Genomic DNA, 21,397 nt, shown 5'->3' with positions numbered 1-21,397 from the left:
CATGAGCTTCATTGAGCTGAACGCGGGCCCCTGGCGCGGGGTCGCATTCCTCAGGGGCCTCGGCGGCCCCGACGACACCCCCGCAGGCTGCAAATCCTTCGCATGGCGGCACGACGGCACCGCGCGCCTCGGCGGCGTGCTCGAGCGCGCGCAGGTGCAAGTGCTTATCGACGCTGAAGCGGTCCCCGACAAGATCCAACGCGCCCAGCCGGACGCGTTCGGCCTGCGCAGCGTGACCACCGAGTCCGCTGGCGAGGCCTTCGTATTCGCCGGGCGCATGTTCGGCCGCTCCGGTGCGGTGGAAACCGACGAGCCCTGCGTGGCAGCGCAGCTGACCATCGCGCCGGAGACCGAACTGGCGGTCACGGTCTACGAGGAGTTCGAGTACGCCGTGGTCGCCCCCGACGGGGACATCACCGTGAACAACACCCCGGTGCCGCCGCACTCCGCCGGCATGCTGGACGCCGGCCACCGCACCCTGGGGCTGAAGAACCGCTCCGAGAACATCGCTCACGTGCTCATCCTGGGCGGGCAGCCGGCTTAGCGTTTGCGGCGGGTTTTCGCCGAGAGATTTGCCACACCTTACGCATTCGCCCAGCGGGGTGTGGTTTCGCACTGCATAATCGCAGCGTGCTTTGTATTTTCTTTGCCATTCTCGCCGTCATTGCCGTCGGCTACTTCATTGCCAAGAAGGTCCACGCGGCCTCCTCCATTTTCGCTGTCGGCGTGCTGCTGCTGATGATCGCCGCAGCCACCGGGCGCATTGACCACTCCACCGCGGACATCGAGTCCTCCGGCAACGCGTTCTACGACGAGCTGCTGATCATCGAGTCCCTGTTCAAGTCCCGCTTCGCCGGCACCGGCATGGCGATCATGGTGCTGTTCGGCTTCGTCGGCTACATGCGCCACATCGGCGCCGACGCCAAGACGGTGGTGGCGCTGTCCAGCCCGCTGCGCCGCTTCCACGGCTCCTACTGGCTCGTGCCCATCGGGTTTGCCGTCGCTACGCTGTTGTCCTTCGTCGTGCCTTCTGCCAGTGCGTTGTCGCTGCTGCTCGTGGCCACGCTGATGCCGGCGCTGATCGCCGCGGGGCTGACGCCGCTGACCGTCGGCGCGATCGTGGCCACCGCCTCCACCATCGCGCCGTCGCCGCTGGAGGCCGGCCTGATCCAGGGCGCGGAGCTGACCGGCATGACCGTCACCGAGTTCACCTTCGGCAACGTGGCCAAAGCCACCATCCCCGCGCTGGTGGTCATCGCGTTTGTGCACATGTGGTGGCAGCGCCACTGCGACAAGAAAGACCTGGTCAAGTCCGGTGCCGGCGCGTCGGACGCCGAGCTTGAGGCGGCCAAGGACAGCGAGTCCGAGCGCCGCATCCGCGAAGCCGTCGAGCGCGCCGAGGGCCTGCCCGGCTTCTACGCCATCCTGCCGCTTCTGCCGCTGCTGTTGATCATCGTCTCCGCCGCCCTGAACCGCCTGGGCGTGGTTTCCTTCGAGGCCGGCATCCTGCCGGTGACCGTGGTCTCGCTGATGGTGACCATGATCATCGAGGCCATCCGCCTGCGCGACGTCAACTACGCCACCGACTCCCTGCAGGAGTTCTTCAAGGGCCTGGGCGAGGGTGCCGCCGGCGTGGTCTCCCTGATCGTCGCCGCCGCCATCCTGGTGGAGGGCATCACGCAGATGGGCGTGATCGAGGCCCTGACCAACCTGGCCCAGGCCTCCTCCGGCGCCGCCGTGCTGATGGTGCTGGTGTTCGTGCTCGCCACCGCCGCGATGGCGCTGCTCACCGGCTCCGGCGTGGCGCCCTACTTCGCGTTCTCCGAGATGGTGCCCGGCATCGCCGCCGATTCCGCCGTGTCCGCCCCGCAGATGCTCACCTCCATATGGGCCGCCTCCAACACCATGCGCCAGGCCTCCCCGGTTAACGCGGCGGTGCTCATCGTCGCCGGTGCGCTGCAGGTCAACCCGATCGATGTGGTCCGCCGCACCGCCGTGCCGCTGACCGCGGGCGCGGTGACTGCCGTCGTGTGTGCCTTCCTGTTCGTGGTTTAGGCCGTAAGGTTGCCGGTATGACCGTTTCAGTGCTCATGATCGTGGAAGGCACCTCGCCCGAAATTTCCCGCTGCGTCAACGTCGAGGAAACGATGACGCTCGGCGAACTCTCCCAGATCATCGACGCATCCCTCGGTTTCACCGGCGCCGCCACCCACCTCTACGTCAGCCAGGAGGGCACGCAGCGCTCCGTCTTTACTGCCGTGCCCGGCCCCGGCGAGCACCAGGAAAACGAGCTCACAGTCGCCGAGATGCGGCCCATGACCTACGTCTACGACCCAGCCGCCAACTGGAACATCCACGTCGAGGTCCTCGGCCCCTCCAACATCGAGGGGCCTACGCCCATGCTTATCGACGCCGCCGGGCCCGACGTCGTCGAAGCCTGCTCGGGACCAGAGCTGATGACCACCTTCCGCAACCAAGCCCGCCTGCTGGCCGCCGGCATCGAGCCGGACTTAGAGACCATCACCCTGATGTTCTCCTACCTGCCCGTCATGCCGCCGGAGCGGATGCTCGACCGCATGACGCAGGCCGACCCGGTGTCCGTGGCCACCCGCATCGGCAACGTCGCCGAGGAGATGTTCTTCGACGAGGTCGCCGCCGCCGACGAGCACGGCGACGGCCCCGGCCTGGCCCAGCACTTCGACGACTTCCTCCAGTCCCGCCCCGACCTGCTCCAGATCATCGACATGGACCCGCACCCGGAGCGCAACCCCACCATGATCAACGCCGTGACCGAGTTCTTCGGCGACATGCTTGGCGGGCCGGACGGGGTAGAGGTGCCGGGCTCCTTCGACGATTTGCCCCCGCTCACCCTCACCGGTGTAGTCGAGCAGCTCGTGGAGCTGTTCGCCGACGGCGTCACGCTGAAAAGGGGACTCCTGCCGCTTGAGACTGCGCGCGGGATCGTCGCGATCACCGAGCTACGGGACCCCGACGAGGTCTCGGACGTGCTCGTGGAATCCGGGCTGCTGAAAAAGCGCAAGGGCGTCATCACCCTCACCAAGGCGGGCGAACAGTTCCTGGCTGACGATTCCACCCACAGGTTCTACGTCGAGCACTCGCTCCGCCTGTTCGAAGCACTGGTGGGGTGGGAGCTTTGGGAAGCCACCATCGAATGGTTCATCGGCGACGGCGGCGCCACGCCACCCGAGTCAATGGACTTCCTCATCCCCTGGCTCTACGCCTTCAACGTCGTGGAGGAAACCTCCCCCGGACACTCCCACCTTTCCGACCAGGGCCGCGCGATGATGCGCGTCCACCGCAATAACTACCAGCAGACAAAACGCTTCCGTAACGGCTAACCGCGCGGCCCGCCCCTCACCCCACCACCAGGTACAGCCCCAGCCCGCCGGTGCCGAGCATCATCGCGGTCAGCAAAAACACGGCGGCGGCGTTGGGGGCGCTGCGCTCGTCGGCAAGCGCGGAGGCTTCGAAGCGGTACGCGCGCCGGTTCAGCGCCACGATCACCAGCGCGCCCGCCGCCAGCACCACCGACGCCACCACGATCAGCGCCGGGTAAGCACCGGCCCACCGCAGCAGCGTGGCCGCGCAGACGAGCATGGCCAGCGCGGTGCGCGTCCAGCTCATGGCGGTGCGCTCCGGCTGCAGGCCGGGGTCGGCGACGGCGATCATGCGAGCAGGCTCACCGCCACAACCATCGCCGCGACGAACACCACCACGCACAAGACGGGGATGATGGCGGGGGCGGGCAGCGGCTCGTCGTGACGCAAGGCCCGCTCGATGCGCACCCACCGCACCGCCGCACCTGCGGAAATGGCCATGGCGATCAGAATGACCGCAGCGGCCGCGACCTTGCGCACGCCGGGTTCGATGCCGGGCAGCTCAAACGCCTCGAGCGCGATCCCGCCCGCGAGAAACGCCAGCGCGGTGCGGGTCCAGGCGAGGAAGGTGCGCTCGTTGGCCAGGGTGAAGCGCGGGTCGGGCTCCCCGCCGTCGGGGAAGACCCGCCTGGTAAACCATCCGCGCTCACTCATGCGCTCAACCCTAGCGCCGCCCACACAACCAGCACGACCGCACCGGCCGCGGCGATGCACCACAGCACCGTTGCGCGATTGCCTCTCGACGTCCCTCCGGCCGCCCCCGCCCCCAGCCACGCACCCACGACGTTGCAGAGCACGTCGTCAGTGTCGCTGTAGCCCCACGAGAACACGTACTGGGCAACCTCGATGCCGAGGCTGCACACCAGGCCGAACAGTACCGCCCGCCCCACCGACCCCCGGTACGCGACGAAGCCGACCGGCAGAAACAGCGCAATGTTGCCGAACAGGTTCAACCACGGGCCCCACCACACGCGCGCGTACTCGAAGGTCTCCAGCGGGTTCAGGCGGATCTGGCTGACCTGGTGCGACTCCGCCGACCACAACCCTGGGATGGACACGAACGCCTTGCCCACCGTGAACGCGAGCACGACCAGCGCGGTCACCACCGCCGCGACGTGGGTAGCGGCGTCGTTGGTTTTGCTCGTTGATTTCACCCGGCCCACCGTAGGCGCAGATTCTGCTTGCGGCTTGGATGGTGCATATGAAGTGGATAACCGTGGGGTCGCACTTCCCGCCGGCCCGCAGTTACAGTTATTACAGATGAACGATGGAAGGAGGACCCCATGTCCAACGCACTGCTTGGTCAGTTGGAGGGGAATTCGCTCGGCGAGGCGGAACTTGAGCGTCTGCGCGAATTCATACGCAAGGAACAAGATTCCCCGCTGGGTGTCCTTCTTCAGCGGGTCGCGGAGGCAAACGAAGACGGCATCACCGTGAACTTGCTTGCCGACGATGCGGAGCTCTCCCCGAACCAGGCTGCAAAGCTCATGAAAATGAGCCGCCCGCACCTGCTAAAGTTTATGAGGGACGGTGACCTTCCCTTCCACCTCGTGGGCAGCCACCAGCGCCTAAAGATGTCCGATCTCCGCGATTTCATGGCGACTCGTGAGGCTGGGGCGGAGTTCGTCGCCAACGCGTTGCACGACACCCATGATTCTGCGCATTCCAAATACTCGGGCGATGCCCTGTCGGAGCTGGAGGACCTCTAGGTGTACTGACCGAAGACGTTGGTCGAAAACTGGCGGCCTTGGGTGCGTTGGGTCTCAGGTCTAGTCTTCTAGCAGTGCCACCGGAGCGGGAACACCGCTGCGCCTGTCAACCAGTCAAGGCAGTCTTCGCGTTTGCAGCAGTTCGAAGACGGTTCGGGCGAAGTGTCAGACGGAGCTGATAAGCATGGCTCGTCCGGGACGCTCTGGCCGCAGGGAAAGGAAGGCGCTCGGGAATCATGGCTAAGTCCGTCTTCTACTCGTTCCACTATCTCCGCGACGTTCACCGCGTCCAGTTGGTGCGCAACATCAACGCCTTGGAGGGGCAGCCACTGCTGAACGCTCAGGGATGGGAATCAGTTCGCCGTCAGGGCGATCAGGCGATCAAGAACTGGATCCAGAAGGAGATGGCATACAAGAAGGCAGTGATCGTGCTCATCGGTCAAGAGACAGCCAGTCGCCCCTGGGTCAAGTACGAGATCAAGAAGGCATGGGCCGACAGGAAACCCCTTCTTGGCGTCCATATCCACGGACTGTCCTCGATGGGAAGCGTGGATTCCCTGGGGCGGAGTCCCTTCAATCCCGCTGCTGGCATCCCGGTCTTCGATCCGACCGTCCTGAGTTGGACCGGTGGCATCGATTCGAAGGCCACGTACGGCAAGTTGGTCGACAACTTGGAACGGTGGTCTGCGCAGGGGGTTGTGCGGCCATGATCGACGTTCAAGAGTGTCCCTTCTGCGAGATCGTGCAGCGGGAGGATCCGGATGCGCGGGAGGTGTATCGAGACGAACACGTAGTTGCCTTCTTCCCGCTGGAGCCTGCCACACTGGGGCACACCTTGGTGGTTCCCCGGCACCATATCTCGGACATCTGGAGTCTCGACGACGAGCTCGCGCGGCACCTAGGCGTTGCGACCACCCGATTGTCTCAAGTGGTCAAGCACGTGCTGCGTCCTGAGGGCCTCAACGTCATCCAGTCGAATGGGAGAGCTGCCACGCAAACTGTGTTCCACCTCCACGTTCACATCGTCCCTCGATGGAGCAACGACTCCGTTGGTCGCATCTGGCCGCCAATAACGAACTACACCGAGGAGCAGAAGGACGCTGCATGGGAGAAGCTGCGAATCGCTTGTCGACAGGTGCCGCCCTCATGACGGCCGCCGAAGGTGGTTCTGCGAAGGCCGAGGACGTGCGCAAGCACCTCGACTTCATCCAGGCGGTGGTCACCAGGATGTCAGCCGCCTCCGCGAATGCCAAGGCGTGGCTTCTCCCTATTGTGACTGCGACATATGGCTACGCGTTGACTCAACATGCAGGAACTGTCGCGCTCTTGGGGGTATTGGCGGCTGGACTATTCGGCTTCCTCGACGCGAACTACCTCCGGCAGGAGCAGGCGTATCGCGCGCTCTACGACGCGGTGGCAAATGGAACTCGCGATGTACCGCTCTTCTCCTTGGATGTTGCGCACGCTTCCGATCCGACTCCTGAGCCCGTTACCCGATGGGAACGCACCTTGGCGCGGCTCCACTGCTGGATCCCTCGCGGGCGCGTGTGGGCTTCATGGTCGATTGCACCCTTCTACGGGGTCCTTCTCCTGGTCGGCATGGCGATCTTCATGGCTGCCTAGCAGTTGACTTGGCCTCAATGCCCGTCAATCGTGAGAAGGGTGGCTGGTTGCCGCAGGCGGTGTGGGGGCGGTGGTGGTTGTAGTAGTGGAGCCAGCCGTCGAGCTCTCCGCGGCGCTCGGCCTCGGAGGTGTAGCAGCGTGCGTAGGCCCAGCCATCGGCCAGGGTGCGGTGGAAGCGTTCGATCTTCCCGTTGGTCTGGGGTCTGTAGGGCCGGGTCCGCTTGTGTTTGATGTTCTTCACCAGCCCAACCCGGTCAGCGTGTCGCAACCCGGCTACCACACTTGGTGAGGAAGAGCTGCTAAAGTGGTTCGGCGATGGCCCGAGCACGTCCTTGTTCCTAACCGTCGTGCGCTGGGGTCCGCGTGGACCGAGGGTGTCAGGAAGTTTGTGTGTGAGGCTCTGATCTAGAAGGAGTTTCACCGATAATGACTACGGTGTCACCGAAGAAAAACCATGACCCGGCAAAGGTCAATGAGATCAGCGAGAAGCTGATGGAAAATCCTGAGCTCGCCAGCTTGATCAGCGAGCTGTCGACCTCCGCTGATGATGCAAGCGAGCTGGTCAAAGGCCTGCTGCAGGCATCGATCAACGCTGGTCTGCAGGCGGAGATGGATGCGCATTTGGGCTATAGCCATTCTGACCGCAAGACGAAAGCCCAAGTCGAATCCGCACAGGGCAACAATCACCGCAATGGGTCGTACACCAAGACCGTCAATTCTGGCTACGGCGCGGTGGACGTGACCGTGCCCAGGGATCGTGCCGGCACGTTTGCGCCAAAGATGGTGCCCAAGGGTGCACGCCGACTGACTGAGCTCGATGACATGATCGTCTCGCTGTACGCCGGCGGGATGACGGTGCGTGATATTCAGCACCATCTGGCAACCACGCTCGGGGTGGATATGAGCCCGGATACGATCAGCACCATTACCGATGCGGTGTTAGACGAGGTCATGATCTGGCAAAACCGCCAGCTCGACGAGTTTTACCCGGTGATCTTCCTCGACGCGCTACGCGTCAAGATCCGTGACGGCCACCGCGTGGTCAACAAGTCCTGCTACATGGCGGTTGGTGTCGACATGGACGGCATCAAGCACATCCTGGGATTGTGGATCGCTGAAAATGAAGGTGCCGCATTCTGGGCATCGGTGTGCGCGGATCTGGCCAACCGCGGTGTCCAGGACGTGTTCATTGTCTGCTGCGACGGGCTCAAAGGCTTGCCGGAAGCCGTGGAAGCCACCTGGCCGAATTCCATGGTGCAGACCTGTATCGTGCACCTGATTCGGGCTGCGAACCGGTGGGTGTCGTATCAGGACCGCAAAGGTGTCTCCCGGGCGCTGCGTGAGGTCTACACGGCCACAAACGAGGACACCGCCCGTGCCGCCTTGGATGCGTTCGAGGCCAGTGAACTGGGCCGGAAATACCCGCAGTCGGTCAAAGTTTGGCGCGACGCTTGGGAGCGGTTCGTGCCGTTTTTACAGTTTCCGCCGGCGGCACGCCGGGTGCTCTACACCACGAATTCGATCGAGTCGCTGAATGCTGAACTGCGGAAAGCTACCCGTAACCGCGGGCAATTCCCGAACGATACCGCGGCGCTGAAGACGCTTTGGTTGATGATCTGCAACATCGAAGACAAGCGCGCTGCGCAGCGAGCCAAGAAAGCGAAGCGCGACGTTGAGTGCAACGGCTATATTGAAGGAGCGAAAGCCACCGGGTGGAAACAAGCCATCAACCAACTAGCCGTGGCTTACCCCGACCGATTCGCGGACTACTTGTAAACCAAACCCCCGCACACAAAGAATCGGACACCCTCCGTGGACCGCTCGGCCAGCGTCCATCCAGTCAGGAGGCAGTCAGCAGATGTTCGACGACAACGGCTCATTCCTACTCGCCATGTTCGAGTTCTTCATCTTCTTCGCATGGCTCATGTCCCTGTGGTGGATCTTCGGAGATCTCTTCCGCAGCAAGGACCTCGGCGGCTTCGCGAAGGCGCTGTGGGTGGTGTTCATCATCGTGCTGCCGTTCATCGGAATGCTCGCGTACCTGCTTGTTCGAGGTCGGGGGATGACCGACCGCGCGGTCGAGGCGCGCCAGGAGCTCCAGCAGCGGCAGGATGAGTACATCAAGTCCGTCGCCGGCGGCTCCGCCGGATCGAGCCCGACCGATGAGATCGCCTCGGCGAAGGCCCTTCTCGACTCGGGAGCGATTACCCAGCAGGAGTTCGACCAGATCAAGGCAAGGGCGCTCTCCTCGGTCTGACCCTGGTCCGCTCCCTCGCCAGCCGCAGCGTCGCGGTCCGAGGGCGACCATCCGGCGCGGCCTTGTCGCGGGGCGAATTCGCGGTTCGCCGGACGCTGGCCAGCTTGGCTCCTAGGCTCCGGGTGCCGCGCCGCCATCGAGGGGGCGCCACCTGACCTTGGGGGTCACTCGATGGCTCTGGTTGTGCACCGGTTCACAGCGTAAGGTCGCGCCCGCCACCCGCGGCGCCGCTTGGTCCAAGTGTGCCGGCCCGCCGCATACCTTGCAATGCAGCTTTCACTTCCGAGTGGAAGTGGTCGTGGATTGCCACATAGACAAGCCAGGCATACTCGCCTCCCGCGTGCACTACAGCGCCGCGCCAGCTGGCCGCGCCGTGTCGCGCGACTCGAAGATGGGATCCGCGAAACTGCGGTGCCGTTCGAAGATGCCCTGGTCGAATCTCTTCTGAATGTAGGTGGCTAATGCGAGCTCCTCTTGGGCGTGTGAAACCGCCTCCCGCAGGTAGTTGACCTGCGTATCTGGATCGTCGACTCGCGTTGCACATCGGTACGCCGCGGCAGTTCGCGGGGGAAGTTTGTCAGATCCGTTGAGCGTCTTCAGCACCCTAGTCGTCGGCCGCACGGAAACCATGACACCAGATTAAACTGTCCGCAGACATCAGCCTGTGCGCCTATGCTGGCGGCCATGAATCGCAGCTTGATTGTCACTGAAAATGGACCGGAGATCATAGAGCCGCAAGCGGCGTTCGCGGGTGAGGGCGACACCCTGATCAACGTGAGCCACTCGTCGGTGAACTACAAGGACGCGATGGCGCTGTCCGGCAACCGCGGCATCCTGCGCGAACTGCCGACGGTGCCGGGCATCGACGCGGTGGGCACCCTCGAGGACGGCACGCTGGTCACCGTCAACGGCCGCGGCATCGGTGAGCGCCGCCACGGCGGCTACACCCCGCAGATGCGTATCGACGCTAAAGACATCACCCGCGTGCCCGAGCGCTTCTCCGCGTTCGAGGCGGCCGCGATCGGCACCGCGGGCTACACCGCAGCACTTTCGGTCGCAGGTCTGGAGCGCGTCGCGCTTTCGCCTCTCGACGGCCCCGTGCTCGTCACCGGCGCCACCGGCGGCGTCGGATCTATCGCGGTGCAGCTCCTGGCGGCGCGGGGGTATGAGGTGTGGGCGTTGACGGGGCGCGTCGATAAGCATGGCGCCTGGCTGAAGGAGCTCGGCGCCGCTGAGGTTGTGGACCGCGCCGAGTTCGCCGAGGCCGGCAAGCCGCTGCAGAAGGCTCGCCTGGCCGGCGTGGTGGACACCGTCGGCTCCACCGTTTTGGCCAACGCGCTGTCGCAGCTGCAGTGGGGCGGCGTGGCCACCGCCTGCGGCATGGCCGCCGGCAACGACCTGCCCGCCAGCGTCCTGCCGTTCATCCTGCGCGGGGTGCAGCTGGTGGGCATCAACTCCGTCGACGCGCCGAACAAGCTTCGCGACGAGGCGTGGTCGCTCCTCGACGAATCCGTAGACACCAACGCCATCCGCACCGAAGAAGTCGGATTGGACGGCGTTAAAGAAGTTGGGCGTTCGCTGCTCGATGGTGGGTGGAGCGGACGCGCCGTCGTTACGCTGTAGCTTCCTTGGGCACCGGACCGCCGGAGATCTGGCGGTACGCGTGCGCCGCGGCGAGCATGGTGCCGGGCATCGTGACAATCAGGCCGACGAAGAACAGCGCCGCACCAACGATGTTGATCAACCCGGCGAGCACCACGAAGCCCAGGATCTTCAGGTAATTCGACGCGCCAGCCTTGAAACCGGCGGAAATAGCGTTGCCGAACGAGCCGTTATTATCCGCCGCGTACCACGCCTGGAACGTGAAAAACGGCAGCACCAGCAGGCCAATCACACCCGTGACGGCCAACGCGCCCAGAATCGGGCGGACGATGTTCCACATCTCCTCCGGGGTGAGGTTTTCCAGGTTATCCGGCAGCGTGGACGGGTCGATGGTGGTCAGCGCGCCGAACGCGAGCACCATGAGCAGGATCATGGAGACGATCATCGCTACAACGCCGAGCAACGCCGTCACGCCCAGCGTCTTGCCGTACGCCGGCGCCTTCGCCTCGTTGTACGTGAACTGCTTCACCAGCGTCTGCTGCAACGCCACGCCAACCATCCACGGCGCGAGCAGCAGCATGCCGATCGAGCCGATGGCTGCACCCGGGCCCGGCAAAAACAGGCCCAGCACCGCGAGCACCGTGTAGGCCACGCCCAGCGGGATCCACAGCTTGGCGTTGGCGAACAGCGCCTTGCCGCCCCAGCTCAGCGCCTCCATGACCTCGAGCTTGCCGGTGCCCTTCACGTGGAACCAGCCGTTCGACGCCGGGTCGTTGATCGGGTGCGGCGAAGCGCCGTCGCCGGGGACGTTGTCGGTGAGCTGCTGGCCGTGGAAGCGCAACGCGGAGGCGCCGGCCATCGACGCCGCCGAGTTCACCTCGAACGCGTCGTAGGTGCTTTCGGTGTTCGGGCTGCTGTAGGCCGGGTAGTCGCCGGCCCGGTCGCCGGTGTCGCCGGTGCCGTTTTCCGGGTGGCTGCCTTCCGGGTGCTCCGGGTACGGCTCGTACCCGCCGCCGTTATAAGGGGTGGACATGCACTCATCCTTCGTGATCGTGGGTTCCGTTCACTTGGGACTTTATCAGTCACACCAGTCACAGACCCGGGCGGCAGGCGGGGCCGGGCCGGCCGGGCTCCTGACACATCACGGCAGCCGTTTGCGCCGACCTGGGGGTTTGCGGGCCGCCTGACAGATTCGGCCGCGATGTGTCGGGAGGGGTCGCGGGGCAGGGCCCGGCCCGCCCGACTTTCGCCGCCCGGGCAAATTCATTCACCGCGCGATGAATAGATCACTCTCGTGGGCGTAGCGACCTGGGGAAAATGAACAATTCAACCACTCAAAAAGGGATTTGTTCACCGAGGAGGCCCCGGCGGGTGAATAAATTGGGGTCGGGCGGGCCGGGGCCGGGCGGCCCCCGCCCCAAAGCCCAAGTCCCCTACTTCACCACCAGGTTGACCATGCGGCCCGGGATGGCGATGACCTTGACCACGTTCTTCCCGGCGATGAGGCTGGCCACGCGGTCGTCGGCAAGTGCTGCGGCCTCGAGGTCGTCCTTGGAGGCGTCGGTGGCGACGTCGATGCGCGCCTTGACCTTGCCGTTGATTTGGACGGGCACTTCCACGGTGTCGTCGACAAGCCATTGCTCCGAGAACTCCGGGAACGGCTCGAACGTGATGGTTTCAGAGTGGCCCAGCACCGACCAGAGCTCTTCGGCGATGTGGGGCGCGAGCGGCGAGACCATCTGCACCAGCGGCTCGACGGCGGCGCGCGGCGCGCCGTTCGGGTAGGTCTTGGTCAGGTAGTTGACGTATTCGATGAGCTTGGCGGCGACGGTGTTGTCGCGCAGGTGCTCGTAGTCGTCGCGCACGCCGGCGATGGTGCGGTGCAGGGCCTTGGAGTCCTCGTCGGTGAGCGCGGTGTCCACGACCGACGTCTCACCGGTCGCCTCGTCCACAACCAGGCGCCAGAGGCGCTGCAGGAAGCGGTGCGCGCCGACGACGTCCTTGGTCGCCCACGGGCGGGAGGTGTCCAAAGGCCCCATGGACATCTCGTAGACGCGCAGCGTGTCGGCGCCGTACTCTTCCACCACATCATCGGGCGCGACGGAGTTCTTCAGGGACTTGCCCATCTTGCCGTACTCGCGGTTGACCTCTTCGCCCTGGTAGAAGAACTTGCCGTCCTTTTCCTCCACCTCGGCGGCCGGCACGTACACGCCGCGCGAGTCGGTGTAGGCGTAGGCCTGGATGTAGCCCTGGTTGAACAGGCGGCGGTACGGCTCCTGGGAGGTGACAAAGCCCAGGTCAAACAGCACCTTGTGCCAGAAGCGGGCGTAGAGCAGGTGCAGCACCGCGTGCTCCACGCCGCCGACGTAGAGGTCCACGCCGCCCGGGTCGCCTTCGCCGTGCGCGTCGGGGCGCGGGCCCGTCCAGTAGCGCTCGTTCTCGATGTCCACCAGCGCGTCGGCGTTGGTCGGGTCGATGTAGCGCAGCTGGTACCAGGAGGAACCGGCCCACTGCGGCATCACATTCGTGTCGCGCCAGTACTTCTGCTTGCCGTGGCCCAGGTCCAGCTCCACCTCGACCCAGTCGGTGGCCTTAGCCAGCGGCGGGGCGGGCTCGGAGTCGGCGTCGTCGGGGTCGAAGGCGACGGGGTTGTAATCCTCCACCTCCGGCAGCTCCACCGGCAGCATGTCCTCGGGCAGCCCGTGCGCCTGGCCGTTCTCGTCGTACACAATCGGGAACGGCTCGCCCCAGTAGCGCTGGCGCGCGAACAGCCAGTCGCGCAGCTTGTACTGGATCTTCTCGGAGCCCCTCTGCCTATCGACGAGCCAAAGGATCGCCCGCTCAATAGCCTCACCCTTGCCCAGGCCGTTGAGATCCAGGCCGTCCTCGTTCGCGGAGTTGATGTGCTCCGCGTCGCCGGTGAACGCAGCCTCGGTGACGTCGCCGTCCAGCACCGGGGTGATGGGCAGGCCGAAGACGGTGGCGAACTCGAAGTCGCGCTCGTCGTGCGCCGGCACCGCCATGATGGCGCCGGTGCCGTAGCCGGTGAGCACGTAGTCGGCGATGAAGATCGGGACCTCTTCGCCGCTGACCGGGTTCACGGCATACGAGCCGAGGAACACGCCGGTCTTTTCCTTGTTCTCCTGGCGCTCCACGTCAGACTTCGCGGCGATCGAGCGCAGGTAGGCATCGACTGCCTCGCGCGGGGTGTCGGTGCCGCCGGTCCAGCGGCTGTCTACGTCGGAAGGGTAGGAGGCGGTGACCAGCTCGTCGACAAGCGGATGCTCCGGCGCAAGCACCACGTAGGACGCGCCGAACAGCGTGTCCGGGCGGGTGGTGAAGACCGTGATGTCGCCGGCGGGGGAGGCGAAATGCACGTCCGCGCCGCGGGAACGACCGATCCAGTTGCGCTGCATGCTCTTGACCTTTTCCGGCCATTCGAGCAGGTCAAGGTCGTCGAGCAGGCGGTCCGAGTAGTCGGTGATGCGCATCATCCACTGGCGCAGGCGCTTGCGGAAGACCGGGTAGTTGCCGCGCTCGGAGCGGCCCTCGGCGGTAACCTCCTCGTTGGCCAGCACCGTGCCCAGGCCCGGGCACCAGTTGACCATGGAGTCGGAGAGGTAGACCAGGCGGAACTCGTCGATAGCCTTGTGCTTCTCCGCGGTGGTCAGGTCGCGGAAGTTGCGGCCGTCCTTGGTGGTGCGGGCGCCGGACATGAGGTCCTTGACCAGGTCCTCGATCGGGCGGGCCTTCTGCAGATCCTCATCGAACCAGGCGTTGTAAATCTGCAGGAAGATCCACTGCGTCCACTTGTAAAACTCCGGGTCCGTGGTGGCCACGGAACGGCGCGGGTCGTGGCCGAGGCCCAGCATGGCCAGCTGGCGGCGCATGTTCGCGATGTTCGCCTCGGTGGTCACGCGCGGGTGCGTGCCCGTCTGGATGGCGTACTGCTCCGCGGGGAGGCCGAAGGCGTCGTAGCCCAGCGTGTGCAGCACGTTCTTGCCCAGCATGCGGTTGTAGCGCGCGAACACGTCCGTGGCGATGTAGCTCAGCGGGTGGCCCACGTGCAGCCCCACGCCCGAGGGGTAGGGGAACATGTCCTGGACGTTGAGCTTGTCTGTGGGCAGCTCCTCGCCGGTGGCAAGGTCGCCGACCGGGTTCGGGGCATAAAACGTCTGGTTGTCGCGCCAGTACGCCTGCCACTTCTGCTCAATGGTGTTGGCCAGCTCGGCCGTATAGCGGTGCGGGGTCGCCTCAGTCATGGTTATGCAGTGTAGTTAAGGGCATTTGGATGCAGGCGCCCGGCGCGGGGTCCGGGGCGGAGCAGGTTCTGGGTGGGCTCTCGGTGGGGGCGGGTTCTAGGTGGTTTTGTACGAATCGACAATTCAGACGAGCGTCCAGATTTAACACTGCAGGTAGAGAGCTTATGCACTGTTTCGCATGTAAACTTTTACAAAATCACAGTTCCTGCCGCTCGAGTTCCGACAGTCTCGACCCACTTTTCGTTGGCAATTACCAATAGTTGGTCCACCCGAAATTGTCCGCAATGCGGAGTCCGCAACCGCGCCAACGTACCGCGAGCCACACCGCTATGGTCGCAAATATGCAGCTCTACACCATCGGCTACAGCAAGAAGACCGCGGAGGAGTTCTTCAACATCCTCCGGGACAACGGCGTAAAGCAGATCGTGGATATCCGGCGGCACAACACGAACCAGCTCGCCGGCTTTACCAAGAAGTCCGATCTGCCCTGGTTCCTCGACACCATCGCGGGCATCGGTTACTCCCACGAGCTGTCGCTCGCACCCAGCGAGGAACTCATGCGCGCGTACCGCAAGGAGGGCCTACCGTTCGACACGTTTGCGAAGCGGTTGCGCGCCGAGTTCGCGGAGCGCACAATGCCAAAGCTTATCGACGGCTCCGCCCTCCTCTGTTCAGAACCCGACCCCGCCGTGTGCCACCGATCCGTGGCGGCGGATTACCTGGTCGAGCACGGCGACTTCGAGGTCGTGCACCTCTAGGCGTTAACCGGCGAACATCTGCCAGATGGCGACACCCATGATGACCACGCCGAGCACGAACACGAACCAGGTTTCCGGCTTGTTGGCGTAGCGCTGGTAGTCCTTGGCGTAGCGGAATAGCAGCATCGGCACGATGTACACCAGGAAGGTGATGAACACGCCGCCGACCACGGAGATCAGGTCCAGGATCGACGGGTTGAGGATGCCGGCGATCACCGTGGTGACAAAAATGAAGACGTAGATGCCCCAGCGCAGCTTCTTCGGATCCATGCGCTCAGCGACGCCAGGGGCCACGGCACGTACCAGGTACGTGGTGCCTTCCTCGGCGCCCATGACGTGGCCGAAGTAGGACGACGCAATCGCGCAGAGGGCAACGATCGGGGAGAGGATCGCTAGGAACGGCGTGTGGGTCTCGTTGGCCAGGTAGGACAGCACGGGGATGTTCTGCTCGCGGGCGGCGTCCATGCCGTCGGCGCCCAGCGCCAGGGTGCAGGACCACACGAAAAACATGGTGAACACCACCAGCAGCGCGGTGGTGATGAGCTCGGTCTTCGCCACGGCCTTCTTGGTGGACTCCAGGTCATCCGGGTACTTCTTCTGCACGTCCAGAGCGAACTGGGACATCGCCGGCATGTGGTTGAAGGAGAACACGAACACCGGCAGGATCAGCAGCATCGCTTTCCAGAACGGCACGTCGGACTCGTAGGAGCGGAAGCTGGCCAGGTCCCACTGGGGGATGAGGTAGAACGACACCGCGGCCAGCGCGATGATCAGGGGGTAGACCAGCAGGTTGGCAAACGCCAGGGTGGCCTTCTTGCCCAGCGCGTAGGCGCCGGTGAGCACGCCGACGCACAGGATGGCCATGAGCCAGCGCGGCACCTCAGGCCCGCCGAGCTGATTGACCACGAAGCTGTCCATCGTGTTGGTGATACTCACGCCGTAGATGAGCACGATGGGGTAGATGGAAAGCCAGTACATCAGGCCCGTCATCAGGCCGCGGTTGCGGCCGGCGAGCGCGGTGACCACCTGCAGCACGTCCAGGCCCTTGACCGGGGAAGCGGCCACGATGCGGGCGTAGGTGCGGTGCGAGAAGAACACCATCGGGCCGATGAACAGGGTGATCAGCAGTAGGGGGACGAAGCCGAAACTGCCGGCGTCGATAGGGAGGAACAGGATGCCGGCGCCGACAGCGGTGCCGAACAGGGTGATAGCCCAGGACAGGGTGCCGCCGTCGGGGACGGCGCCGGACCGGTTTTCCTCTACCTGCCGTTTGTCGGCGACGGTGAGGTGGTCCAAATTGAACTCTTTGCCCGCTGTGGTCAAAGGTACTCCTTAAGATGTGAGTGGTTTAAGCCACACGGAATCATAAAACACCACGACTCGCAGCAATAACTGGGGAGACCACGGGTGTACACCACGGCCTCTTGCGGACAGCCGTCTCGGCGCAGGATATATTGACTATTGTTGTTTCCCGCCCCTGAACAGGAGTTTCCCATGAAGAAGTTCACCGCCGCTGCGGTTGCCGCCACGATGGCCGTTTCCCTGGCGGCCGGCCCCGCAGACGCCGCGTCCAACACCATGGCCGGCAGCAAGAACACTCCGGTGTGCAAGCTTGAGCTCGACGGCATCGGCTCCAAGAGCGTCACCCAGGAAATCGTGGCGGAGAAGGGGATCGAGGGCGTGGAGCTGAACAAGCTCACCGGCATCCAGCGCACCGCCGCGGCCGTCGGCGAGGCATTCGGTTCCACCGACACCGCGGCGCAGCAGAAGGCGAACAACGCCCAGGCTGTACAGGCGTGCCTGGACGGCGAGGACTACAAGTCCGAGCCGCTGGAGGCGGGCATCAAGGGCGGCATCATCGCCACTGTTGTGCTCGCGGTGCTCGGCCTAATCGCGAACTTCGCGCTGCAGTCCGGCGCAATCCAGCTGCCGAAGCTCGGCCGCTAATACGTGGTGTAGAAGACGCTGGTCATAGCGCTATTTTACGGCAGGAACGGGCGAACAGCAGGCTGTCTTACGTGCTAACAGGCAGTCCCGCGCGCCGCCATGCGGTAAGGAACTGATCAGTCTCTGCCTCGTCGGTAATGCTCACGCGCGCTCCCGAATCTGGGTAGCTGCGGATGATGATGCCCTCGGCACTGATCTTCTGCTCAATCTCAGCGCCGTTCACGCCTGGAATCCAGACGAAGTTTCCGTGAGAACGCTGTACGCCGAGCTCCTCAGAGACCCGGTCGCGCTGGGCTTGAGTCTCTTTAACTCGCACCATGAGTTCATCATGCGCCTCCAGCGACGCGACGGCTGCAAGCTCCGAAAGTTCGGTGACAGTGAGCGGAAGCGCAACTAGACCGAGCGAGCGAATCAGCTCCGGGTTGCCGAAGCCGTAGCCGACACGCAACCCCGCCAAACCGTAGGCCTTAGAGAAGGTACGCGCACCGATAAGGTTTGGATACTTCGCGATTTCCTCGACGCCGTCCGGAGTGTCCTTGGCATCGTTGAACTCGTAATACGCCTCATCCAACACCACCACGATGTCTTCCGGAACCCGCCGCATGAATTCAGTGAACTCGTCTTTGGTGATGGTCAGGCCGGTGGGGTTATTCGGGTTGCAAATGATGATGAGGCGGGTGCGGTCTGTGATTGCGTCTGCAACCGCATCCAAATCAATCGCCTCATCCTCGCCGAGTGGGACCTGGACCGGGGTGGCCCCGCCGACGCGAGCGTAGAGCGGGTATGCCTCGAAGCTGCGCCAGGGAAAGAGGACCTCATCGCCTGCCGCACACGTCATCAGTACGGCCTGCTGGATCACCGCCGACGCCCCGGGCGCGACCGCAACCTGCTCTTCCGATAGACCTAGGCGATCAGCCAACGCCTTTCGCAACACCGGCGAGCCGGAGATGGGGTACCGGTTCGCCCGCAACGCCGATTCACGGATCGCTTCTAGCGCGGTAGGCAGGGGCCCGAAGTTCGCCTCGTTGGCGGACAGCTTCAATTTTGTTTCGTCGGACTTTCCGGGCTTGTAGTCCGGGAAGAGGGAAAGATCTGCACGAAGCACAAGCGGTCCTTTCTTAGAACATTTGCCAGATAGTCACGCCCATGATGATCAATCCCATGATGAGGACGAAAATCGTGTCTGGACGGCGAGCGTAATGCTTGAACGCGGTGGCCTTGTTAAACAGCAGGTTGGGCACGATGTAGACGAGGAAGGCGACGAAGATGCCGCCGACCGCGGAAATCAGCGTCAGAATCGACGGGTTGAGCACTGCCACCAGAACCGTAGTCACGAACACGAAGACGTAGATGCACCAGCGCAACGCCTGCGGGTTAATCCTGTCCGCTACGCTCGGAGCCGCCACGCGGATGAGGTAGGACGTTCCTTCCTCGGTGCCCAGCATGTGGCCGAAGTAGGAAGATGCGATCGCGCAGATGGCGATCACCGGGCTGATCACCGCCATGAACGGGGTGTTGGTGACATTGGCGAAGTAGGACAGGATCGGGATGTTCTGCGCGCGGGCCTCATCCATGCCCTCCGCACCGAGGGTGAGCGAGCAGGACCACACGAAGAACATGGTGAAGAACACGAGCATGATCGCGGTGATCAGCTCAATCTTGGACACTTCGCGCTCGGTGGCCGCGACGTCGCCCTTCTTCTTCTTTTGCACGTCGAGGGCGAACTGGGACAGCGCCGCCATGTGGCTGAAGGAGAACACCATCACCGGCAGAAGCAGCAGCATGGACTTCCACAGCGGAGTGCCAGATTCGTACTCCATGAAGCCGGCGAGGTCCCATTTAGGAATGAGGTAGATGGACACCGCGGCGAGGGCGATGATGAGGGGGTAGACAAGGATGTTGGCCAGCCACAGGGTTGCTTTCTTGCCCAGGGCGAACGCACCCGTCATCAGGCCCACGCAAATCGTGGCGAGCACGACACGGTTCACGTGCGGCCCGTTGAGTTGGTTGACGATCATGCTGTCCACCGTGTTGGTGATGGAGATGCCGTAGATCAGCACCGTCGGGTAGATGGCGAGCCAGTAGAGGATGGCTGTAGCCAGGCCGCGCTTGCGCCCGGTTAAGGCTGTGACGACCTGCAAGACATCCAGCCCTTTTTCCGGGGACGCGGACACAATGCGCGCATACGTGCGGTGGGAGAAAAACACGAGCGGCAGCACGAGGAACGTGGCAATGAGTAGCGGCCAGAATCCGAAACTTCCGGCATCAATGGGCAAGAACAGAATGCCGGCGCCGACAGCGGTGCCGAACAGCGTGATGGCCCAGGACAAGAAGTTGCCGTCGGGAACGTCTCCAGCCCGGTTTTCCTTGATCACCTCAGCATCAGCCGCCGAGAGCTGGTCCATCTGAAACTCGGCTCGGGACTGCGCGATGTGTTCGTCGCTGTGCAGCTCAGGCAGACCGCCATGTATCTTTTCGCCGGAAGAAGACCGGCTAAACGTAGTGGACATAAGTGTGGATCCTTTTCGTAGGGGCTATTGCCATCTGAATTGGTTGGTTTGAATCAGGTGAGCATCAGCGTTCATCGGGTGCGAGCTTGCCAACCGCCAACTCTTCGACCACCCGGGTAAGCAAAGCCAGTCCGGTGAGGCAGTCTTCATCCGTGGTGTACTCGGCCTCGTTGTGGGAAATGCCGTCGACGCTGGGGATGAACAGCATGACGGTGGGGTAGTGCTCCTTCATGTTCGTTGAGTCGTGGCCCGCCACCGTGAAGATCTCTTGGTGGGACAGTCCGAGTTCCTCTGCGCACGTGCGCGCCAGCTCTACGCCGGCCTCGGGGTAGGGGTTGAGCGCCCATTCGTGTGTGAGCTCGAGGTCGACATCGACCTTTGCCTCGTCGGAGGCGGCGGCAACGATCTCGTCCACACGCGCCCGCGCCTTCTCCAGCACCTGCGCGGAAGGGGAGCGCAGGTCGACGTTGAAGCGGACCTCGCGCGCGATGGTCACCGGCGAGTTGGGCTCCAGCGTGAGCTGCGAGACCGACGCCTGCAGCTGCCCTTCCTCAAACTCTTCTGTCAGGCGGCGCACGCCGGCAATCACCAACGAGGCGCCGAACAGGGCATCGCGGCGGTCCCGCATCATGGTGGATCCAGTGTGGCCCTGCTCGCCGCGAACTGTGGCGGCGAACTTGCTTGCGCCCCAGGTGGCGGTGACCAGGCCGATTTGGTTGCCGTTATCTTCCAGCTCCCGGCCTTGCTCGACGTGGATTTCGGCGTAGGTGGCTACCTTTGGGGCGTCGATAAGCGGCGCCCACTTCGCCGCATCAATGGCCTCGCCCGCTGTAACTCCCTGCAGGTCTGTGGCTTCACGCGCCACCCCGAGGTCGAGGAAGCCGGTGAAGACTGAGCTGCCCATCATCGACGGGGCGAAGCGGGAGCCTTCCTCGTTGAACCAATTCACCACCGCGAGGTTGAACCGGGGTGTCAGCTCGCCGCTTTTCGCTTTCGCGGCCACACGCGCGGCGGCGTGGGCACCGGCGAGCACGCCGTACGCGCCATCGAAGCGTCCTGCGAGTGGCTGCGAATCCAGGTGCGAGCCAACAGCGACGTAAGGGGCGCCCGGCACCAGCTCAAACAGGCCGTACTGGTTGCCAATCTCGTCGAAGCCGACTTCCGCGCCGAAACCCTCGAGCACGCCGGTGAACCAGGCGCGGTTTTTCACGTCGCCCTCGCTTGCGGCCTGGCGCTCCACGCCGCCGCCGGGGGTTGCGCCGTTCTTGCTCATCGCCGCGAAATCCGAGAGGAACCGCTCATCTGTTGGCTGAATGGTCTGCATTGTGTTC

At 64.0% G+C, this 21,397-nt stretch carries 22 protein-coding genes and 1 pseudogene; 12 read left to right on the top strand and 11 right to left on the bottom strand.

Features of this window, described 5'->3' with window-relative positions; genetic code table 11:
* Window position 1: 1 nt before the first annotated feature.
* The 3 genes from MHX64_RS07755 to MHX64_RS07745 all read left to right on the top strand — a co-directional run bounded on the left by MHX64_RS07755 (window position 2) and on the right by MHX64_RS07745 (window position 3,359).
* Window positions 2–544, top strand: a complete 543-nt coding sequence (locus MHX64_RS07755; RefSeq protein WP_239356506.1) for a pirin-like C-terminal cupin domain-containing protein — start codon at window positions 2–4, stop codon at window positions 542–544.
* An 86-nt stretch (window positions 545–630) separates the two neighbouring features.
* A complete protein-coding gene (gene dcuC / locus MHX64_RS07750) occupies window positions 631–2,055 on the top strand; it encodes a C4-dicarboxylate transporter DcuC (protein WP_239356507.1) in 1,425 nt (474 codons plus the stop codon).
* 17 nt (window positions 2,056–2,072) lie between these two features.
* Window positions 2,073–3,359 carry a plasmid pRiA4b ORF-3 family protein gene (locus MHX64_RS07745; protein ID WP_239356508.1) on the top strand — a complete coding sequence of 429 codons (1,287 nt, stop codon included), beginning with the start codon at window positions 2,073–2,075 and terminating at the stop codon, window positions 3,357–3,359.
* A gap of 16 nt (window positions 3,360–3,375) precedes the next feature.
* Here MHX64_RS07745 and MHX64_RS07740 read toward each other — a convergent pair whose 3' ends face one another.
* Genes MHX64_RS07740 through MHX64_RS07730 form a run of 3 tightly spaced genes read right to left on the bottom strand, consistent with a single transcriptional unit; the run spans window position 3,376 to window position 4,552 of the window.
* Window positions 3,376–3,690, bottom strand: coding sequence for a DUF202 domain-containing protein (locus MHX64_RS07740; RefSeq protein ID WP_181889330.1), 315 nt, complete (start codon window positions 3,688–3,690; stop codon window positions 3,376–3,378).
* On the bottom strand, window positions 3,687–4,052 hold the full coding sequence (locus MHX64_RS07735; protein ID WP_181889331.1) for a YidH family protein: 366 nt from the start codon (window positions 4,050–4,052) through the stop codon (window positions 3,687–3,689). Before MHX64_RS07735 ends, MHX64_RS07740 begins: the two co-directional genes overlap by 4 nt.
* Window positions 4,049–4,552, bottom strand: coding sequence for a VanZ family protein (locus tag MHX64_RS07730; protein ID WP_181889332.1), 504 nt, complete (start codon window positions 4,550–4,552; stop codon window positions 4,049–4,051). The genes MHX64_RS07735 and MHX64_RS07730 overlap by 4 nt, the downstream gene beginning before the upstream one ends.
* A gap of 129 nt (window positions 4,553–4,681) precedes the next feature.
* On the opposite strand from MHX64_RS07730, the gene MHX64_RS07725 reads away from it, so the two are divergent.
* The 4 genes from MHX64_RS07725 to MHX64_RS07710 all read left to right on the top strand — a co-directional run bounded on the left by MHX64_RS07725 (window position 4,682) and on the right by MHX64_RS07710 (window position 6,730).
* The gene (locus MHX64_RS07725) at window positions 4,682–5,107 is read left to right on the top strand and encodes an excisionase family DNA-binding protein (protein ID WP_070472254.1); all 426 of its coding nucleotides are present in this window, start codon (window positions 4,682–4,684) and stop codon (window positions 5,105–5,107) included.
* 236 nt (window positions 5,108–5,343) lie between these two features.
* Window positions 5,344–5,817: a TIR domain-containing protein gene (locus MHX64_RS07720; protein WP_181889333.1), complete on the top strand. Its 474-nt coding sequence runs from the start codon at window positions 5,344–5,346 to the stop codon at window positions 5,815–5,817.
* Window positions 5,814–6,257, top strand: coding sequence for an HIT family protein (locus tag MHX64_RS07715; protein WP_141741251.1), 444 nt, complete (start codon window positions 5,814–5,816; stop codon window positions 6,255–6,257). The genes MHX64_RS07720 and MHX64_RS07715 overlap by 4 nt, the downstream gene beginning before the upstream one ends.
* Window positions 6,254–6,730 carry a hypothetical protein gene (locus MHX64_RS07710; RefSeq protein WP_202032106.1) on the top strand — a complete coding sequence of 159 codons (477 nt, stop codon included), beginning with the start codon at window positions 6,254–6,256 and terminating at the stop codon, window positions 6,728–6,730. The genes MHX64_RS07715 and MHX64_RS07710 overlap by 4 nt, the downstream gene beginning before the upstream one ends.
* Here MHX64_RS07710 and MHX64_RS07705 read toward each other — a convergent pair.
* Window positions 6,717–6,965 (bottom strand): annotated as a pseudogene (locus MHX64_RS07705) (integrase core domain-containing protein); the annotation flags it as partial. The gene MHX64_RS07710 and the pseudogene MHX64_RS07705 sit on opposite strands and share 14 nt — an antisense overlap.
* Before the next feature lie 191 nt (window positions 6,966–7,156).
* Between MHX64_RS07705 and MHX64_RS07700 the strand changes: the two are divergent.
* On the top strand, window positions 7,157–8,506 hold the full coding sequence (locus MHX64_RS07700) for an IS256 family transposase (protein ID WP_239356509.1): 1,350 nt from the start codon (window positions 7,157–7,159) through the stop codon (window positions 8,504–8,506).
* An 82-nt stretch (window positions 8,507–8,588) separates the two neighbouring features.
* On the top strand, window positions 8,589–8,987 hold the full coding sequence (locus MHX64_RS07695; RefSeq protein WP_181889334.1) for an SHOCT domain-containing protein: 399 nt from the start codon (window positions 8,589–8,591) through the stop codon (window positions 8,985–8,987).
* Between the two features lie 345 nt (window positions 8,988–9,332).
* On the opposite strand, the gene MHX64_RS07690 is transcribed toward MHX64_RS07695, so the two are convergent.
* Window positions 9,333–9,617 carry a hypothetical protein gene (locus MHX64_RS07690; RefSeq protein ID WP_070472274.1) on the bottom strand — a complete coding sequence of 95 codons (285 nt, stop codon included), beginning with the start codon at window positions 9,615–9,617 and terminating at the stop codon, window positions 9,333–9,335.
* A gap of 54 nt (window positions 9,618–9,671) precedes the next feature.
* Here MHX64_RS07690 and MHX64_RS07685 point away from each other — a divergent pair, with 54 nt between their 5' ends.
* Window positions 9,672–10,610 carry an acryloyl-CoA reductase gene (locus MHX64_RS07685; protein WP_239356510.1) on the top strand — a complete coding sequence of 313 codons (939 nt, stop codon included), beginning with the start codon at window positions 9,672–9,674 and terminating at the stop codon, window positions 10,608–10,610.
* Here the strand turns inward: MHX64_RS07685 and MHX64_RS07680 are convergent.
* Window positions 10,600–11,622, bottom strand: a complete 1,023-nt coding sequence (locus tag MHX64_RS07680) for a hypothetical protein (protein ID WP_239356511.1) — start codon at window positions 11,620–11,622, stop codon at window positions 10,600–10,602. The two genes, MHX64_RS07685 and MHX64_RS07680, sit on opposite strands and share 11 nt — an antisense overlap.
* Window positions 11,623–12,022: 400 nt before the next feature.
* Window positions 12,023–14,851, bottom strand: coding sequence for a leucine--tRNA ligase (gene leuS / locus MHX64_RS07675; RefSeq protein WP_239356512.1), 2,829 nt, complete (start codon window positions 14,849–14,851; stop codon window positions 12,023–12,025).
* Between the two features lie 341 nt (window positions 14,852–15,192).
* Between leuS and MHX64_RS07670 the strand changes: the two genes are divergently transcribed.
* On the top strand, window positions 15,193–15,609 hold the full coding sequence (locus tag MHX64_RS07670) for a DUF488 family protein (protein WP_239356513.1): 417 nt from the start codon (window positions 15,193–15,195) through the stop codon (window positions 15,607–15,609).
* A 3-nt stretch (window positions 15,610–15,612) separates the two neighbouring features.
* Here the strand turns inward: MHX64_RS07670 and MHX64_RS07665 are convergent, their stop codons facing one another.
* Window positions 15,613–16,932, bottom strand: a complete 1,320-nt coding sequence (locus MHX64_RS07665; RefSeq protein ID WP_239356514.1) for an amino acid permease — start codon at window positions 16,930–16,932, stop codon at window positions 15,613–15,615.
* A 171-nt stretch (window positions 16,933–17,103) separates the two neighbouring features.
* Here MHX64_RS07665 and MHX64_RS07660 point away from each other — a divergent pair, with 171 nt between their 5' ends.
* On the top strand, window positions 17,104–17,556 hold the full coding sequence (locus MHX64_RS07660; protein ID WP_181889340.1) for a hypothetical protein: 453 nt from the start codon (window positions 17,104–17,106) through the stop codon (window positions 17,554–17,556).
* Window positions 17,557–17,623: 67 nt separating this feature from the next.
* Here MHX64_RS07660 and MHX64_RS07655 read toward each other — a convergent pair whose 3' ends face one another.
* The 3 genes from MHX64_RS07655 to MHX64_RS07645 form a co-directional block, all read right to left on the bottom strand.
* On the bottom strand, window positions 17,624–18,661 hold the full coding sequence (locus MHX64_RS07655) for a histidinol-phosphate transaminase (protein ID WP_181889341.1): 1,038 nt from the start codon (window positions 18,659–18,661) through the stop codon (window positions 17,624–17,626).
* A 13-nt stretch (window positions 18,662–18,674) separates the two neighbouring features.
* Window positions 18,675–20,066, bottom strand: coding sequence for an aromatic amino acid transport family protein (locus MHX64_RS07650; protein ID WP_239356515.1), 1,392 nt, complete (start codon window positions 20,064–20,066; stop codon window positions 18,675–18,677).
* A gap of 64 nt (window positions 20,067–20,130) precedes the next feature.
* Complete coding sequence (locus MHX64_RS07645) at window positions 20,131–21,390, bottom strand: M20 family metallo-hydrolase (RefSeq protein WP_181889343.1); 1,260 nt, start codon at window positions 21,388–21,390, stop codon at window positions 20,131–20,133.
* Window positions 21,391–21,397: the final 7 nt, after the last annotated feature.

Origin of the sequence: Corynebacterium sp. ACRPZ (assembly GCF_022346205.1) — a bacterium.
GTDB lineage: Bacteria > Actinomycetota > Actinomycetes > Mycobacteriales > Mycobacteriaceae > Corynebacterium > Corynebacterium lehmanniae.
This window is presented reverse-complemented; position numbering and strand designations above follow the sequence as displayed.